A 14,469-nucleotide genomic window follows, 5' to 3' on the forward strand; every position below is an offset into this window, starting at 1 on the left:
CTGCACAAGCCGGGGCTGGCCCATCGGCTGCGGATCGACCCCGACAGCTACCGCATCACCCTCATCGGCGGCGACGGACACCCGCTGCCGTTCGACCGCCTGTCCGCCGGCGAGCGCCAGCTCTTGGCCACCGCCATGCTCTGGGGTCTGGCCCGCGCGTCGGGGCGACCGATCCCCACCATCATCGACACGCCCCTGGGCCGGCTCGACTCCTCCCACCGCCGCAACCTCGTCGATCGTTATTTCCCCGCGGCGTCCCACCAGGTCATCCTGCTATCGACCGACCAGGAGCTGGTTGGCCCCTACCACGAACAGCTGGCACCCTACGTGGCGCGACACTATCTGCTCGCCCATGACAGCCGGCGTGCCGTCACATCGATAACCGAGGGCTACTTTGCTGAATATGAAGCCGCCAGTTGAAGAGGTCCGAATCAGCGCCAAGGCAAAAGAAACCCTGATCCGCCTAAAACGTCGGACAGGGATTCAGCATTGGAATGAGATATGTCGCGTTGCCTACTGTAGAGCTTTAAAGGAAGCCCATGTGCCGGACGAGGTCTCGCGAGGAGATGTCGGCGTCAGGATGGAGTGGAAGACATTCGGCGGCGCATATGCCGAAATATTTACGGGCTTAAGCATGCTGAGAGCCGAGCGCGACGGCGTTGATACCAACAGGCGTGAGGCTAGGGCGCGACATTTCCATGCAATGCTGGAATATGGCATCTCCTGCCTTCGTGATGTTGCCACCCTCGATGAACTCTACGCTGGCGTTTGCGACTAGATCGCAATGTCAACATCAGGTTTACTCGTTGGGGGCGACAGCTCCATCTCGATAAAAGAAATCAGACTGTCTAGATCGACAATCTGTTTTGAGAAGTGCTCCTGCATGACGGCCAATCCGCCATTGGCATATTCCTGAAACGCAACAATTCTTTCTTCCTCTGCATCGCTGGTAGCTGAGAGCGACTCGGCTGTGTTCTTCTCTGCGATAGAGATCAAATACAGCAGTCCTGGCCATGCCGGGCAGTTTCCAAAGGTACTTTGATCGATACCTTTGCCTGTATCAAAATCATCGAATGGGTCGCGGCGATTTTTTGCCACGCCGACCTCCGCAGCAAAGACTAGGACGCGCCATATCTCGCGAAAGGCACCGGTCTTTTGATCTGTTAGCGCAGAGATAATCTCGTCTTTAGAACGCGACCGATAGATTCGGCGCAGGCCCTTTGTCTTTTCACTCATCTTAATCGGCTTCGCTCGTTCGATGAGGTCGTAGACCTCACTGCCAACCATGTAGAAATGACTGACGGAGAAGGAGTCGGTACGCTCCACGTTCCCGGTATGCCGGCGGATCGTAGTCCGCAACACATGCTGAGGCACAGGGGTGTTGAATTGGTATAGGTCGTTATCCAAGATAGCCTGATAGATTTCTTTCACGGTTCCGGCTCGATCGAGAATCTTGAGCGCTTGAACAGCAGCTTCAGCTATCGTTGCCATTGTGCTTAAAGGCTCACAATTTCCGTGTACTCATCCCCCTCCGTCGCAACATACTGCTGCAATCGCTGGCCATTGACGATCAGGTCCGGGCTTGCGCGCTGGGGGATGGTCGGGCCGTGGTAGACGAGGTAGTAGCGACGGCCGACGCGGGCTGAGGCGTTGAGGGCCTGCTCGACGGCGCCGTTGTATTGCTCTGGGCTGACCAGCAGCAGGACCTGGGGGGCCAGCTCGGGGATGTCTCGGGCGACGCCCTCGCGGAAGATGCTCAGCGACCCGAACGGGCTGTCGATGGCGACCGGGTAGGTGGCGCCGGACAGGCCCTTGAGGATGGTGGGGATCTCGGAGCGCTTGCGCGCCAGGGCCACCAGGCTGGCAATAAAGACCAGGGAGGTGACGGTACGCTCGCCGGTGCTCAGGGCCACGTCGGTGACCTGGTGCGCCTGGTCCGGGTCGCTGGGGGCGACCTTCTTGCGGATGCGCAGGGTGTAGTCTTCGGTCAGCTCGGCCCAGTAGGCCTTAGTCATGATGCGACGGAAGTGGCTGTCGATCTCATCGTTGAGCAACGGGCGCAGCCCTTGGGTCTCGGCCTCCAGAATACGCTCCAGCAGGGCGGCGCAGTCGTCGACGGCGTCGAGGCGACGCTGGGCGCGGGCGGCGGCCTCTTCCTGGTCTTGGAGCTGGCTGATCTGGGTCGCCAGCTGCTTCAGCTCGGCCTCGGCGGTCTCGACGTCGCGGTCGATACGACCAATCTCGGTGTGCAGGCCATTCTCCTTCAGCTCCAGGTCCTTGCGCTGCCGCTCGAGCTGCTGCACCTGGTCGTCGTGCTTGACGCCGACCTGGTTGTGGATGTCGTTCAGCTCCTCCTCGCAGTCCTCGATCTGGCGCTTGATGTAGAGGCGCTCGGCGTTGAGCCGGCGCAGGGCCTCTGCCGTGGTCTTGGCGACGCCCTTGATGTGGCCCATGGCGTGGTCCAAGGCAGCGACGGCGTTGTTGAAGGCCTGATCGCCGGCCTCGGGGCGCAGGTGCTCGACCTTGGCGCGTTCCGGCGAGCCCTCGGCGAGGGGGCGGCCACAGATGCAGGTACCCTGTTGCAACAGGTCGTCTAGAAAGGCGTGCTGTACCTTGGCCGGGATCTTTTTCTCTTGGCGCAGCCGGGTGACGATCTCCTCACCCCGGCGGATGAGGTCGCCGGTGAACAGGGTGTAGCCATCCTCGGCAATGAGCTTGCCGAGCTGTTGCTGGATGCCGTCGCGCCGCTCGCCGAGGGCGCTGCGCTGTTGCTCCAGCGATTGGCGGCGCTGTTGCAGGGCGGCGGACTCGCGGTTGGCCGCGAGCTTGGCGTCGATGGCGGCGACCTCGTCGTGGATGGCCACCAGGTTGGCCTCGGTTTGGCGGCGCCGCTGCCGGTCTTGCTCGATGCCCTGCTCCAGTTGTTGCTGGCGTTCGATCAGGGCGGACTTCTCGTCGCTGGCGCAGTCGCGCAGCTCCGCGCGCAGCTTGCCGCGGACGCTTTGGCTGCGCAGGTCGTCGATGGTGGTGCGCAGCAGGCTCAGGCCGAGCATTTGATGGATGGCCTCGGTGACCTGCTGGCTGTTGCGCTCGGCGGCGAGGTAGTTGATCCGTTCGCCGTTGAAGAATAGGAGCTTGCTGATGCCGTCCGGGACGATGGCTTGGATGTGCCGCTGCGGTGTGGGGAGGTCTATGGTCTGCCCGTCGCGGGTGACCGCCAGACTCGGGATGGTCTCCTTCGGGGCCGCGCGCTGTTGGGCGAGGCTGAGCTGGCGGGTGAGGGTATAGCGGTCGCCCTCGTGGACGAAGGTCAGCTCGACCATGGCGAACAGGCGGCTCGGGTCCGTTGCCGACAGCGCAAGGCCCTCGTGGACGATGGCATCGGGCCGTTCGAAGTCTTGATCCTGGGCGCCGAAACCGAGCAACCCCTTGCGACCATAGAGCGCCCAGAGCAGCGCCTTGAGCAGCGTGGTCTTGCCGAAGCCGTTCTCGGCATGGACAAGCGTGACGTTGCGCTCGTCCAGGTCCGAGAAGACCAACTCTTGGCGCCCTTTGAACTGCCGGAAGTTCTCCAGCACCAGCCGTTCCAGCTTCACTTGATCACTCGCTTTACGTGGTTGCAGATGCGTTGGTAGATCTCTTTGCGGCGAGCGTGGTTAACGACATCGCGTTCTTCCTCGAGGACCGCGCGGATGAGTTCCTTGTGCTCCTCGGGGGCCTCTTTGAAGATCTCCTGCGCCCGCAACAGCTCGCGTTCGCTTTGGTCGGGGTCGGTTGTCATGGTTGCGTTACCTCCGCAGTCGCCTTTTCCGAGCGTCTCCTTGCTGGCCCTACAGCAGCAGATCGTCGTCGTCGGCATCGGGTTCTTCGGCCTCGTCGTCTTCGTCGTTGGCCTTGGTCTCCGCGTCGCGCTCCACGGCGCCCAAGGCGCCCGCGATCCGCGCGCGATGGCTTTCGATGTCGCCGCCGAACCAGTATTTGTGCGCCTTGGCCTGGGACGCGATGATCTCCTTCTTGGCCATGTCCTCGGCCTTGTCCTTTTGTTGCGCTTGGGGCAGCTTGAGGACCTCGTTGTCCCTGATCCGCTGCTTTGCACGCTCTTGTGTCAGAAACTGGAGATACTTCTGCCGCGCCTTGGCCAGAAAATCGTTCGCCTGATCGAGATCGATACCCAGGTCTTCCCAAAGCGCCTGGTTTTCATCGATCAGCGCGACCTCCAGCCAGAAGTAGCGCAGATAGACCGCAAAGCCAGGCTGCAGCTTTGGTAACTCGTTCAGGGGATGGAAGCCGTCGGTTTGCGAGCGTTTAAGAAAGATCTTACGCCGATCGCGCGTCTTTACTGGGCCGCTCGCCAGCGCCGCGTTGATGGCCTTGGCGAGGGTCTCCGCGACCTCTTGAGGCGCCAGTTCCGGACCTGTCAGTCGGTGCAGCGATGCCCAGGCCATCACCAGGCCTACCTGAGCGGCATAGGTGATCAAACCCTGAAAGAGCCGGTCCGCGTCGTCGATGTCCTCCGCCCGCTCAGCTTCGAGATAGTGCTTCGCGCGTAGCCGCCCGAATTCCGGACGCTCCTGGTCTTCGAGGATCGTCCAGGCGCGGCTGATGTCGGGTTGAGGGGGCTCGGGCAGGCTATGCTCTTTTGCCTCCTGCCTATTTTCGCGCCATAGCTGATCGCCGTCCGCGATGGTCCAGAACATGCCCACGCCCTCGAATAAGGCGTCTTTCGCGAGGATTTGCACGTTGTCTGCGACGTTCCAATGGCGGTAGCGCGCTTGCAGGGCATCGAGGTGCGCCCGATAGGGCAGCACCTCGGACAGCAACCAGAGGATGCCTCGTCCCCAGCGATCGTAGAAGGCGTCGAGCAGTTTCTGGTGCTGGGCGTCGTCGGTGATCGGGAAGGTCTTGTCGCCGAGTTCGTCGCGCAGGAGGCGATGGGGGCCATCGTGGAATTGCTTCGGGAAGAGCTTGCCGACCTCCAGGCGTTGGCGCATGAAGCGGTCCATCTCGCGGTAGTTGGGCTTGCCTTGCAGTGATGCCGCGGGCTGGTCGATGAGCTTGGGCGGCCCGAAGACGACGCGGACAACGGAGTCCTTGAGGATCTCCAGGTTGGTGACGACGCTCCACCGCTTCGGGGTGCTGACGTTGGCGATGGGGTTGTCGTACTCGACGCCGTAGAGAGGGAGGCGCTCGGCCCAGCGCTCGTCTCGGCGCAAGCGGTTGAGCAGCTCGCGGGCGAAGATGTTGCGCAGCTCGGTGTCGCTTAGCAGAACCAGGCGCGCCTCGCTGGGGGGCTTGGCGGTGTTGTTGACATCGACGAAGAGCTTCCGCGCGGCCCGGTGCGGGCGCGGGCGCGGGTCTTGGCCCGGTTCGTCGGGGAACCAGCAGATGGTGACGGGCAGCTCAATGTTGGACAGGTCTACCGGGTTGCCGGCCTCGCGCGCCTTGCGCAGCCAGCCCTCGACGTGCTCTTCGTAGAATGGCTGGTAGCGCGCGCCCTTGGGGGCTGTATACCAGGACTTTGAGACGGTGCGCTCGATGGCGAGCAGGGACATGGCGCGGTGCTGGCCGTCCATGATCACAAGCTTGGCCTGGTCGGGGTTCCAGCGCAGCACGGCGATGGGCGGATCGACCAGCTCGCCCTGTTCGTTGGCGAGGTATTGGACGCGATAGGCGTGACCGTGCGTGGTCATTTGGAAGCGACCGCCGTAGTGATGATCCAGATCGAGCTTCGCCGCCGGTGGCGGAAAGGTATCGACCGGCTGCTGGTTGTAGTCGAACGGCAGCAGGACGGCGACGATGGGCGGGTAGAAGCCGGGCAGCGCGTTGGCCGGGGGGTCAAGGATGTAGGGGATGAGTTTGGTGGCGATGCGGTGGTCGTCGAGGTCGCGCTGAAGGAGCTGATTGAAGTCCATCTCCTGGATGTTCAGCGCCTCCCGCGCCGGGACCAGGGAGCGGGTGAGCTGGGCGTGCTTGGAGGTGCCGCCGCCGATCTTGGCCTTGGTCTGCATGTAGCAGACGCTGCCGGCGGGGGTAGAGAAGGTGCCGTAGATGCCGTCGATGACATTGGGAAAGTTCGGGTCCGTTGGCTGGACCAGTCCGGGCAATCCAGTGGCGGGGGTGTCTGTGCTCATGGCGTTGGGATTGGTCTTCCAGCTATTGCCTGCCCAGTATGGGCGTGGTCCATCGGTTGAACAGCCATTCGGCGGCGGCGATGAGGGCGGACAGGGTGTCTGGCTCCATGCCGCCCAGCGTCTCGATATCCACCGAAAGGGTAAAGCAAGACAGGTCGTCCGGAGAAAAACCGAGCTTGATCGCCCGTTCGGCGAAGTCCTTCGGGTTGGCAAGGCGCTCGGGCAGGTCGCGGTCTTCGAGATAGCGCTCCCAGAGCCTGAGATAACGCGCGGCGTGCTGCCGCAGCCGCTGTTGCAGGGTTTGCTCCGCGGCCTTGCCCAGGTACAGCGGTGAGCAGAACAGGGGTAGCCCGGTGTCGAGCAAACCCACCAGGGCGCGGCGGCTGAGATCGCTGTCGATGGAGGCTTGTAGGCGCTCGTCGAATCCTGCGGTCGAATTATCCGCGGTGCCGGCGTGCCATTTGGCGTCGGGGTCCTCGCGCAGGGTGCCGTTCCAGACCGTCGAGAAGTTGGAGTGCGCCTGTACCGGCATGGCCTGGCGACCGAACTTCCAGGCGTGCTCGCGGAGGGCCTTGAGCAGGTTGCGCTGAGCGGCCGCGTCGCCGCCGGCGAACTCGGCGCTCCAGTCGGCCTCGGCGACGTTGAAGCGTGCATACCATGCATAGAGACCCGGCAGCCGGGGGGCGTTGTCGACGTCTTGGATGTTATGGGGACCGGAGACCTTGAGCACGTCCATCAGTCGGTCACCAGCAGGTTGTAGCGCTTTCGCAGCGGAAGCAGCGTCGCCAGGGCCTCCGGGCCGTTCTCGGCAGTACGGCAGAACTCGACCGTGCGGCCCAGCTCCCGTTGCAGGAAGCGGCGTTCCAGGTTGAACGCCGCCTCGTCCACATCGCCGCCCAGGTCCGGTGGCGAGACGAAGAGGTCGTAGATGAGGGCGCGCTGCTTGCCGGGGGCGTTGCGCAGCAGCCTACCGCGGCGCTGGACGAATTGGCGGGGGTTGGTGGCGCTGGCGAGCAGGAAGCCCATGCGCAGGTCCGGCAGATCGATGCCCTCGTCGAGGCAGCGGATGGCGACGACGCCGTCAAGGAAGCCGCTCTTGAGGTCGCGGAGGATCTCGGCGCGCTCGTCGGCGCCCTCGCGGTAGGTGAAGTTGCGCACGCGAAGGCCATGTTTGTCGCCGAGCAGCCGGGCGACGGCGCGGATCTGGCGGATCTCTTCTTGGCTGAGCTGGTCGGTGGTGCGGCCATCGCCGCAGTAGAAGATGGCCTGACTTGGGCGCTGGTCGAGGCCAGCGATGAGGCGATCCAGGACGTCGAGCTTGTTGGCCGCGGCGCCCACCAGCCGGGCGCGGCGCATGAGTAGGTGCATCGCGCCCTGGTTCAGCTCCTCGTCAGCGCCGTTGCCGTGCAGGAATTTCGCCAGGCGGTTGGTGATGTCGAGATACTCGTCCGCCTCCTCGTCGGTCAGTTCCACCAGAAGTGGGTGGTACTGGTAGCGGCACAGTCGGCCCTCAGCGATGGCCTCGGCGATGCCGTACTCGAAGACGACGCCGCCAAAGTAGTCGAGAATGGCCGCGGTGCCGACCGGGTCCAGGTGGCGCTCCGGGGTTGCCGACAGGCCGAGGCGCATCTGGATGCCTTCCGGCAGGGCGTCTTGGGCACGCACAGCGCCGAGGTTGTGGGCCTCGTCGGCGATCAGCAGGTGGTGGATATTTCCAGCCTCGACTCGAGGTTTGAGACGTGCCTGGAATGGCTCGCTGACGAATGTCGCGTTGGTAGTGACAACAACCTGTAGCTGTTCGAGTCCGGCGGTGAGGCGCTGATAGGCGTTGTCGAACCGCGACTCCCAACGCTGGCGCCCCTCGAAGCAGTCGATGGCCGTGGCGCCGAAGGCGGCGACCTCGCCGATCCATTGGCGGCAGAGGTGGATGAAGGGGCAGACGACAACGAGCATCAGCGGTCGGTTCTTTTCCTTGACCTTTGTGGCGAGCACCAGCGAGGTGACAGTCTTGCCAGTGCCGGTCGCCATCGCCAAGATACCGCGACCTCCGGCTTTGCTCCATGCTCGGATGGCGTCCTTCTGATAAGGGCGCAAAGTCAGGCCCGGCGGTGACTCGAACGACGCCCTTATATCGTCGCCTTCAGCAATTCTCTCTGGCCTCAGTCCATCTGGTGGGTTCTGAAGATCGCGGTAGCGCTGGAGCAATTCGCGGCCCGCTTGGCTGAACTCGATCACCCGAAGTCCGGGTGTCTGGTTTTCCCAAAGGGCATCGAACTCCTCTATGGCGGCCTGGACGCGGCCCTCGGAGTCCTGCCAGGATCGGAACACCTCGATGTGCTCGTAGTTTTCGACCAATCCGCCGGCGGTCTCGTTGGCGGAGCCGGTGAAACTGACCTGGTCACCGGTTTCGTCCGTGAAGACGCCTGTTTTCGGGTGAAACAAGCCCCGTCGGTAGCGGCCCTGATCATCGACCCGCAGGGCGAGCCGAAGCTCCAGCAGCCCCGCGGCAGCCAGCCATGCCAGGGCGTTGAGACGGTCTTTGACCAGGGCGTCTTCGATGTCGGCGAGGGTCCGGGCGGCGACGGTTTTGAGCACTTCCGCCGGTTGCTCTTTGGCACGCTCCAATGCTGCGATGTCGTCGGCCTCCAGGTGCGGCGACACCACCAGTCTCATGCGGCCGCGCCGCAGCGCAAGACTGGCGACACCGCGGGCGGCGAGCGCGAGTCCGGCGCTGGTGAAGTAACCCGCGGCGCGCCGGTAGAGCACGGCGGCCTCCAGACAGGGGACGAAGAAATCCCGCACCAGGTCGTCCCGCCCGGTGCTGTAGCTGAGCTTGTGCGAATGTTCCCTCAGTGTTTGCAACGGTGAGGTTCGCCTAGGCGCATCGTTGAGGTCCGCGGCGTTTGCAAGCGCTTGCTCCCTGTACACCGCATGCCCGCAAGCCCTGATTCTATGCGACTTCTCTGCCTGACACGAGCCGGAGGGCATTGCCCACCGATCGTGCACGATTCGGGCAAGTCACACCAGAACACACTGGGGCGCGCAATGCCGCGGATGATGTCGCCAGCAGTGTGCGTCCGCGCGCGGCCATCAGGCGAACGACCCGTTCCTATTGATTCTGAAGCGTAGCCAAGCCGTGGCCACGGGGCAAGGACAGACCGCAGTCGAGATGCTCGGACGTAACAGGCAGAGCGCGGCGCTGGGGGTCACGCGGAGCTTAGGCGCATCGGCCCACGTCTGGATCAACCGCCATTACTCCGCAACGGCAGCCGCCGATGCCGGACGGGCTCGACGGAGTGCAGGCTCGGCATGCCCTCGCGGCCATCGTCGATGGCGCATTCGGCGACGTTGAATTCCAGCCCCTGGTTGGTATCCGTGACGCGCAGGTAGACGGGGATGATCGGGATGTCGTCGGGGATGTTGCTGCGCACAGCCCAGACCGCGTAGGCGAGCTTGTGCTTGGCGATGCTGTCGAAGGGGCCGCGCTTGGCCTCGGTGACGATGACGTGGTTGCGGCCGTCGCGGACGCCGATGCAGACGGAGTCGATCTCGACTTGGCCGGCGATGTGGTCGACGGCCTGTGGCTGGTCGGTGCCGACGGTGAAGCGGAAGCTGTAGGTGCCGGCCCCGGTGGCCGGGAGCATGTGGATGCTGCTGTCGTCGCAGTGCGAAAGCGGCCTGGCCACGGGCGTCGTCATCCCCGTGGCCGGTGCCGAGGCGCAGGACCATGGGGTCCGCTTCGCGCAGTTCCTTCGAGAGCGTCCTGATGTGATCGACGGAGATGGTGTTGGCGGTGTCGGCGCGGAGCCCGTCGCGGCGGCAGTAGGTGCGGAATATCTCGGGGCCGTAGAGCCAGAAGCCGGCATCGGGTTGGTTGGCGAGGGCTTGGCTGAAGGTTGGCATGGGTATAGCTCGGAGGGCCCTGCGCTGGCCCTGGGACATGTCCGAGGACAGTGTACTCATCGCGCAAGAAGCCGGCAGGGGCTCCGGGCAGACATCGCGCTGCGACGGCCCGGATGCCTTTGGGAATGCCGGGGGCTTGCTCTCAGCAATTCAGGGAGATGGGGTTCCGGTCGTACACGTTCGGGTGACGGCGGCTATACTTGAGCGTCACAGCCGAGAGCGGAGCCGGAGGCCGGGATGACCGACGAGGACGCAGCCACCAACCCACTCAGCGACCACGACAGCCCCTGGAAGGAGGCGCTGGAGGGCTGGTTTCCGGAGTTCCTGGCGCTGCTGTTCCCCGCCGTCCATGCCGGCATCGACTGGTCCCGCGGGCATCGCTTCCTGGACAAGGAGCTCCAGCAGATCGTGCGCGACGCAGAGACCGGCCGCCGCTATGCCGACAAGCTGGTGGGGGTGCACCGCCTGGACGGTCAGCCGGCGTGGGTACTGGTGCACGTGGAGGTGCAGGGCGAGGCAGAGGCAGGCTTCCCGGCGCGCATGTTCCTCTACAACCACCGCATCCGCGACGCCCATGCCGTGCCGGTGGCGAGCCTCGCCGTGCTCGCCGACACCGATGCCGGCTTCCGCCCCGGGCGCTTCAGCGATGCGCTGTGGGGTTGTGTCATCGACTTCCGCTTCCCCGTCGCCAAGCTGCTGGACTGGACCACGCCGGAGCGCTGGGCGGCGCTGGAGGCGAGCGACAACATCTTCGCGCTGGTGGTCATGGCGCAGATCCGGGCCAAGGCGAGCAAGGATGCCGAGACGCTCCGGGCCTGGAAGTTCCGCCTGATCCGCCTGATGTACGATAGAGGCCATGCGCGCAAGACCATCCTGGAGCTGTTTCGCATCATCGACTGGATGATCCGGCTGCCGGCGGCGGCGGAAGCGGCCTTCCTCCAGGATGTCTACACCTTCGAGGAGACCAAGCGAATGCCATATGTCACAAGTGCCGAGCGGGCCGGGATCGAGAAGGGGCTGAAGCAGGGCAAGCAGATCGGCTATCGAGACGGCGAAGCCGACCTGCTGCTGTGGCAGATCGAGAAGAAGTTCGGCGCCGACGCGGTGCAGAGCGTGCGGCAGCGCATCGACGCAGCCGACAGCGACACCTTACGCCGCTGGTCCGAGCGCATCCTGACTGCCGACAGCCTGGAGGCGCTCTTCGGCTGAAGGGTGGGGACGCCGGCCGGACTGCTGCTGCGAGCTGGCGTTTCGGCGGAAGACCGCGGGCAGACGAAGAGCACGGACTCTGTGGGCGGGCAGCTTGCCGGCAAGGACACCACACGCCGGCATCAGTCCCGCGACGAAATCGGGGATCGACGAAATCGGGGATCGACGAAATCGGGGATCGACGAAATCGGGGACAGACGCCTAATACGCAGGGGACGGCTGCGATCAGCTGACCCACAACCAGGCCGAATGCAGACCGGAGCCGGTAGCGTCGGCGGGGTTGCAGACGCAACATGTTGATTGGACGTTGGATATGGCGCGCCTGGCAGGATTCGAACCTGCGACCCCTGCCTTCGGAGGGCAGTACTCTATCCAGCTGAGCTACAGGCGCTTGGGGAGGGCTGGCGGTGGGCCGACGTTTGGAGGCCGTTGCCGAACGCCGTAGTCTAGTCCGCCCGGCTGTCGTTGTCCATGGCGGGCGCTGGTGCATCCCTGGCGGATCGCAACAGCGCTGCCTGGGGTCGCGGCGGGGATGCCGCTCCCACGGGGCGCGTCGTCTCCGTTTGGGGCAGGGTTGCTGGCTGCCTGCGGGTGCCGGTTGGGCGTTTGGCTTGGTCCGGGGCTCAGCGGTCGGCGAGCAGGCCTTTGAGTGCGGCGAGCTGGGCGCTGCCGTGGGCGCGGGCCTCGGCGTCGGTGCGCTTGGTGCTGTCGGGCTGGTGCAGCTCGGCGCTGGGCAGCTCTGACAGGAACCGGCTCGGCGCGCAGGTGACTGTCTCGCCGTAGCGCCGGCGGCGGCGGGCGCGGGTGAAGGTGAGGCTCTGCTGGGCGCGGGTGATGCCGACATAGCAGAGCCGGCGCTCTTCTTCGACGCCGGCACCGCCGGCGGCGCCCGTGTCGCTGTCCGATGGGCCGGCGTCGGCGGCATCCAGGCTGCCGCGGTGGGGCAGCAGCTCCTCTTCCATGCCCACCAGGTAGACGTGCGGGAATTCCAGGCCCTTGGCGGCGTGCAGGGTCATCAGGTGCACGCGCTCTCCGCCTTCGGCCTCGTCCTGGCGCTCCAGCACGTCGAGCAGGGTGAGCTTGGCCACCAGCTCCGGCAGGCCCGGCGGGGGGCCCTCGGCGGCGGCCTCGCGGTGCAGGCGCTCCAGCCAGTTGAGCAGGTCGGTGACATTGTCCATGCGGCGCTCGGCGGCGGCGCGGCTGGGGGCGTTGTCGCGGCACCAGCCGGCGTAGTCGATGTGCTCCAGCAGCGCGCGGACGGCGGCGATGGGGTGGGCGGCGCGCTCGCTCTGGGCGCGATGCTCGGCGAGGCTGCCGGCGAGCGCCATGAGCCGCTGCGCCTGCCGCGCCGGCATCTGCGCCGCGAGCCGCGGGTCGGCGCAGACGGCGGCCAGCGGCTCGTCGCCCTCGGCGGCGAAGGCCGCCAGGCGCTGGAGCGTGGTGGGGCCGATCTCGCGCCGGGGCACGTTCACCACGCGCAGGAAGGCGGCGTCGTCCGCCGGGTTGGCCAGCAGCCGCAGGTAGGCCATGACGTCCTTGACCTCGGCGCGGGCAAAGAACGACGTCCCGCCGCTCAGGAAATAGGGCACGCTCAGGGCGCGCAGGGCCTGCTCGAAGGGCCGCGCCTGGTGGTTGCTGCGGTAGAGGATGGCGATGCTGCCGTAGGGTCGGTCTTTGGTGAGGTGCATGTGCTGAATCTCGGCGGCGACGCGCTCGGCCTCGTGGGCCTCGTCCCGGCACACCAGCACCCGGGCGGGCTCGCCGGGGCCCAGGTCGCACCACAGGCGCTTGTCGAACAGGTGCGGGTTGTGGCCGATGAGGCCGTTGGCGAGCTTCAGGATGCGCCCGCTGGAGCGGTAGTTCTGCTCCAGCATCACCACACGCAGGGTCGGATAGTGGTCGCGCAGCCGCGCCAGATTGTCCGGCCGGGCGCCGCGCCAGGCGTAAATGGACTGGTCGTCGTCGCCCACCACGGTGAAGGCGCCGCGCGGCCCCACCAGCAGCCGCACCAGCTCGTATTGGGCGCCGTTGGTGTCCTGGTACTCGTCCACCAGCAGGTGGCGGATGCGGTTCTGCCAGCGCTCGCGCAGCTCGCGGTCGTCGCGCAGCAGGCGCACCGGGCGCGCGATGAGGTCGTCGAAGTCGCAGGCGTTGTAGGCGGCAAGGCTTTGCTCGTAGCGGCCGTAGAGGTCCGCGAGCATGGCGTCGAAGTCGTCCTCGGCGGTGCCGGCGGCGCGGGCCGGGTCGATGAGCGCGTTCTTCCAGCGCGAGATGCGCGCCAGCGCCGCGGCGGGGGTCACGGCATCGGCGAGGTCGTGCTCGCGCAGGTGCTCCTTCAGCACCGTGGCGGCGTCCTCGGGGTCGAACAGCGAGAAGCCGGGCCGCAGGCCGGCGGCCTCCACCTCGCGCCGCAGCAGGTTGAGCCCGAAGGTATGGAAGGTGGACACCCTGAGCCCGCGGGCATTCTGGCCCTTGAGCAGGGTGCCGACACGGGCCTTCATCTCCCGGGCGGCCTTGTTGGTGAAGGTGAGCGCGACGATGTTGCGCGCCGGCACGCCGTGCGCGCGGATCAGGTGTGCGATCTTGCGGGTGATGACGCGGGTCTTGCCGGAGCCGGCGCCGGCGATGACCAGCAGCGGGCCGCCGACGTGGGCGACGGCCTCGGCTTGGTGGGGGTTCAGGCCGTGCATTGGGAAAGTCGGACGTGTGAGCTCTGAGGTTGGCAGTGGGAAAGACTCGCTGCGGACGGCGGCCAGCGCGTCGGCACCGCTGGCGCGACACCCGCCCCTTTCGGCGGCCATCCGTAATACACTAACCCGATCCGCAAGCTGCCATTCGGTTCGCCATGCCTGCTTTCCCGATCCCGGCGCCCGCCCTTCTCCTGCCGACACTGCTCGCGGCCTGTGTCGGCCTCGGCCTGTGCAGCGCCGCCCTCGCGCAGCCGGACGAGCAGAGCCCCTTCCTGTCGGCACCGGCGGTGCCCGTGCCGCCACGGGCAGCGGACCGGGTGGAGCCGGAGGTGACCATCATCGAGACGGACGAGGAGGTCATCTACGAGTACCGCGTGAAGGGCCAGGTGTACATGGTCAAGATCGAGCCCGTCGCGGGCCCACCCTACTATCTGCTGGACACCAACGGCGACGGCACCCTGGACGTGCAGGAGGACCGCCCGCCGCCGAACCTGGCGCTGCCGCAGTGGCTGCTGTTCAGTTGGTGACGGCGGACG

11 protein-coding genes, 1 tRNA gene and 1 pseudogene are annotated in these 14,469 nt (G+C 65.7%); 4 read left to right on the top strand and 9 right to left on the bottom strand.

The window, feature by feature from the left end; translation table 11 throughout:
• Nucleotides 1-420 (top strand): annotated as a pseudogene (locus QZ607_RS03500) (DNA sulfur modification protein DndD); the annotation flags it as partial.
• Nucleotides 404-778 carry a DndE family protein gene (locus QZ607_RS03505; RefSeq protein ID WP_295880021.1) on the top strand — a complete coding sequence of 125 codons (375 nt, stop codon included), beginning with the start codon at nucleotides 404-406 and terminating at the stop codon, nucleotides 776-778. The pseudogene QZ607_RS03500 and the gene QZ607_RS03505, both read left to right, overlap by 17 nt.
• Here the strand turns inward: QZ607_RS03505 and QZ607_RS03510 are convergent.
• The 7 genes from QZ607_RS03510 to QZ607_RS03540 form a co-directional block, all read right to left on the bottom strand.
• Nucleotides 775-1,431: a DNA phosphorothioation-associated protein 4 gene (locus QZ607_RS03510; protein WP_295879714.1), complete on the bottom strand. Its 657-nt coding sequence runs from the start codon at nucleotides 1,429-1,431 to the stop codon at nucleotides 775-777. The genes QZ607_RS03505 and QZ607_RS03510 overlap by 4 nt on opposite strands.
• A 65-nt stretch (nucleotides 1,432-1,496) precedes the next feature.
• A complete protein-coding gene (locus tag QZ607_RS03515; RefSeq protein WP_295879716.1) occupies nucleotides 1,497-3,596 on the bottom strand; it encodes an AAA family ATPase in 2,100 nt (699 codons plus the stop codon).
• Nucleotides 3,593-3,781, bottom strand: a complete 189-nt coding sequence (locus tag QZ607_RS03520) for a hypothetical protein (protein WP_295879719.1) — start codon at nucleotides 3,779-3,781, stop codon at nucleotides 3,593-3,595. The genes QZ607_RS03515 and QZ607_RS03520 overlap by 4 nt, the downstream gene beginning before the upstream one ends.
• A 49-nt stretch (nucleotides 3,782-3,830) precedes the next feature.
• Nucleotides 3,831-6,131: a DNA sulfur modification protein DndB gene (locus QZ607_RS03525; protein ID WP_295879720.1), complete on the bottom strand. Its 2,301-nt coding sequence runs from the start codon at nucleotides 6,129-6,131 to the stop codon at nucleotides 3,831-3,833.
• Nucleotides 6,132-6,153: 22 nt separating this feature from the next.
• Nucleotides 6,154-6,867 (bottom strand): hypothetical protein, encoded by a 714-nt coding sequence (locus tag QZ607_RS03530; RefSeq protein ID WP_295879724.1) that lies wholly within the window; start codon nucleotides 6,865-6,867, stop codon nucleotides 6,154-6,156.
• Nucleotides 6,867-9,119: a DEAD/DEAH box helicase family protein gene (locus QZ607_RS03535; protein ID WP_295879725.1), complete on the bottom strand. Its 2,253-nt coding sequence runs from the start codon at nucleotides 9,117-9,119 to the stop codon at nucleotides 6,867-6,869. The genes QZ607_RS03530 and QZ607_RS03535 overlap by 1 nt, the downstream gene beginning before the upstream one ends.
• Before the next feature lie 254 nt (nucleotides 9,120-9,373).
• A complete protein-coding gene (locus QZ607_RS03540) occupies nucleotides 9,374-9,775 on the bottom strand; it encodes a hypothetical protein (protein WP_295879727.1) in 402 nt (133 codons plus the stop codon).
• 496 nt (nucleotides 9,776-10,271) lie between these two features.
• Here QZ607_RS03540 and QZ607_RS03545 point away from each other — a divergent pair, with 496 nt between their 5' ends.
• Entirely contained in the window at nucleotides 10,272-11,243 is a 972-nt protein-coding gene (locus QZ607_RS03545) for a hypothetical protein (RefSeq protein WP_295879730.1), read from the top strand.
• Nucleotides 11,244-11,557: 314 nt separating this feature from the next.
• Here QZ607_RS03545 and QZ607_RS03550 read toward each other — a convergent pair.
• Both QZ607_RS03550 and QZ607_RS03555 read right to left on the bottom strand, forming a co-directional pair.
• Nucleotides 11,558-11,634 (bottom strand) — tRNA-Arg (locus QZ607_RS03550).
• A 232-nt stretch (nucleotides 11,635-11,866) separates the two neighbouring features.
• Entirely contained in the window at nucleotides 11,867-13,933 is a 2,067-nt protein-coding gene (locus QZ607_RS03555) for a UvrD-helicase domain-containing protein (RefSeq protein ID WP_295879732.1), read from the bottom strand.
• Nucleotides 13,934-14,088: 155 nt separating this feature from the next.
• On the opposite strand from QZ607_RS03555, the gene QZ607_RS03560 reads away from it, so the two are divergent.
• Nucleotides 14,089-14,460: a DUF2782 domain-containing protein gene (locus QZ607_RS03560; protein WP_295879734.1), complete on the top strand. Its 372-nt coding sequence runs from the start codon at nucleotides 14,089-14,091 to the stop codon at nucleotides 14,458-14,460.
• Nucleotides 14,461-14,469: the final 9 nt, after the last annotated feature.

This window comes from uncultured Thiohalocapsa sp., assembly GCF_913063425.1.
Taxonomy (GTDB): domain Bacteria; phylum Pseudomonadota; class Gammaproteobacteria; order Chromatiales; family Chromatiaceae; genus Thiohalocapsa.

Coding starts and splice junctions, on each gene's coding strand:
- QZ607_RS03505 (WP_295880021.1), top strand. CDS start 404: ATGAAGCCGCCAGTTGAAGAGGTCCGAATCAGCGCCAAGGCAAAAGAA.
- QZ607_RS03520 (WP_295879719.1), bottom strand. CDS start 3,781: ATGACAACCGACCCCGACCAAAGCGAACGCGAGCTGTTGCGGGCGCAG.
- QZ607_RS03525 (WP_295879720.1), bottom strand. CDS start 6,131: ATGAGCACAGACACCCCCGCCACTGGATTGCCCGGACTGGTCCAGCCA.
- QZ607_RS03530 (WP_295879724.1), bottom strand. CDS start 6,867: ATGGACGTGCTCAAGGTCTCCGGTCCCCATAACATCCAAGACGTCGAC.
- QZ607_RS03535 (WP_295879725.1), bottom strand. CDS start 9,119: ATGCCCTCCGGCTCGTGTCAGGCAGAGAAGTCGCATAGAATCAGGGCT.
- QZ607_RS03540 (WP_295879727.1), bottom strand. CDS start 9,775: ATGCTCCCGGCCACCGGGGCCGGCACCTACAGCTTCCGCTTCACCGTC.
- QZ607_RS03545 (WP_295879730.1), top strand. CDS start 10,272: ATGACCGACGAGGACGCAGCCACCAACCCACTCAGCGACCACGACAGC.
- QZ607_RS03555 (WP_295879732.1), bottom strand. CDS start 13,933: ATGCACGGCCTGAACCCCCACCAAGCCGAGGCCGTCGCCCACGTCGGC.
- QZ607_RS03560 (WP_295879734.1), top strand. CDS start 14,089: ATGCCTGCTTTCCCGATCCCGGCGCCCGCCCTTCTCCTGCCGACACTG.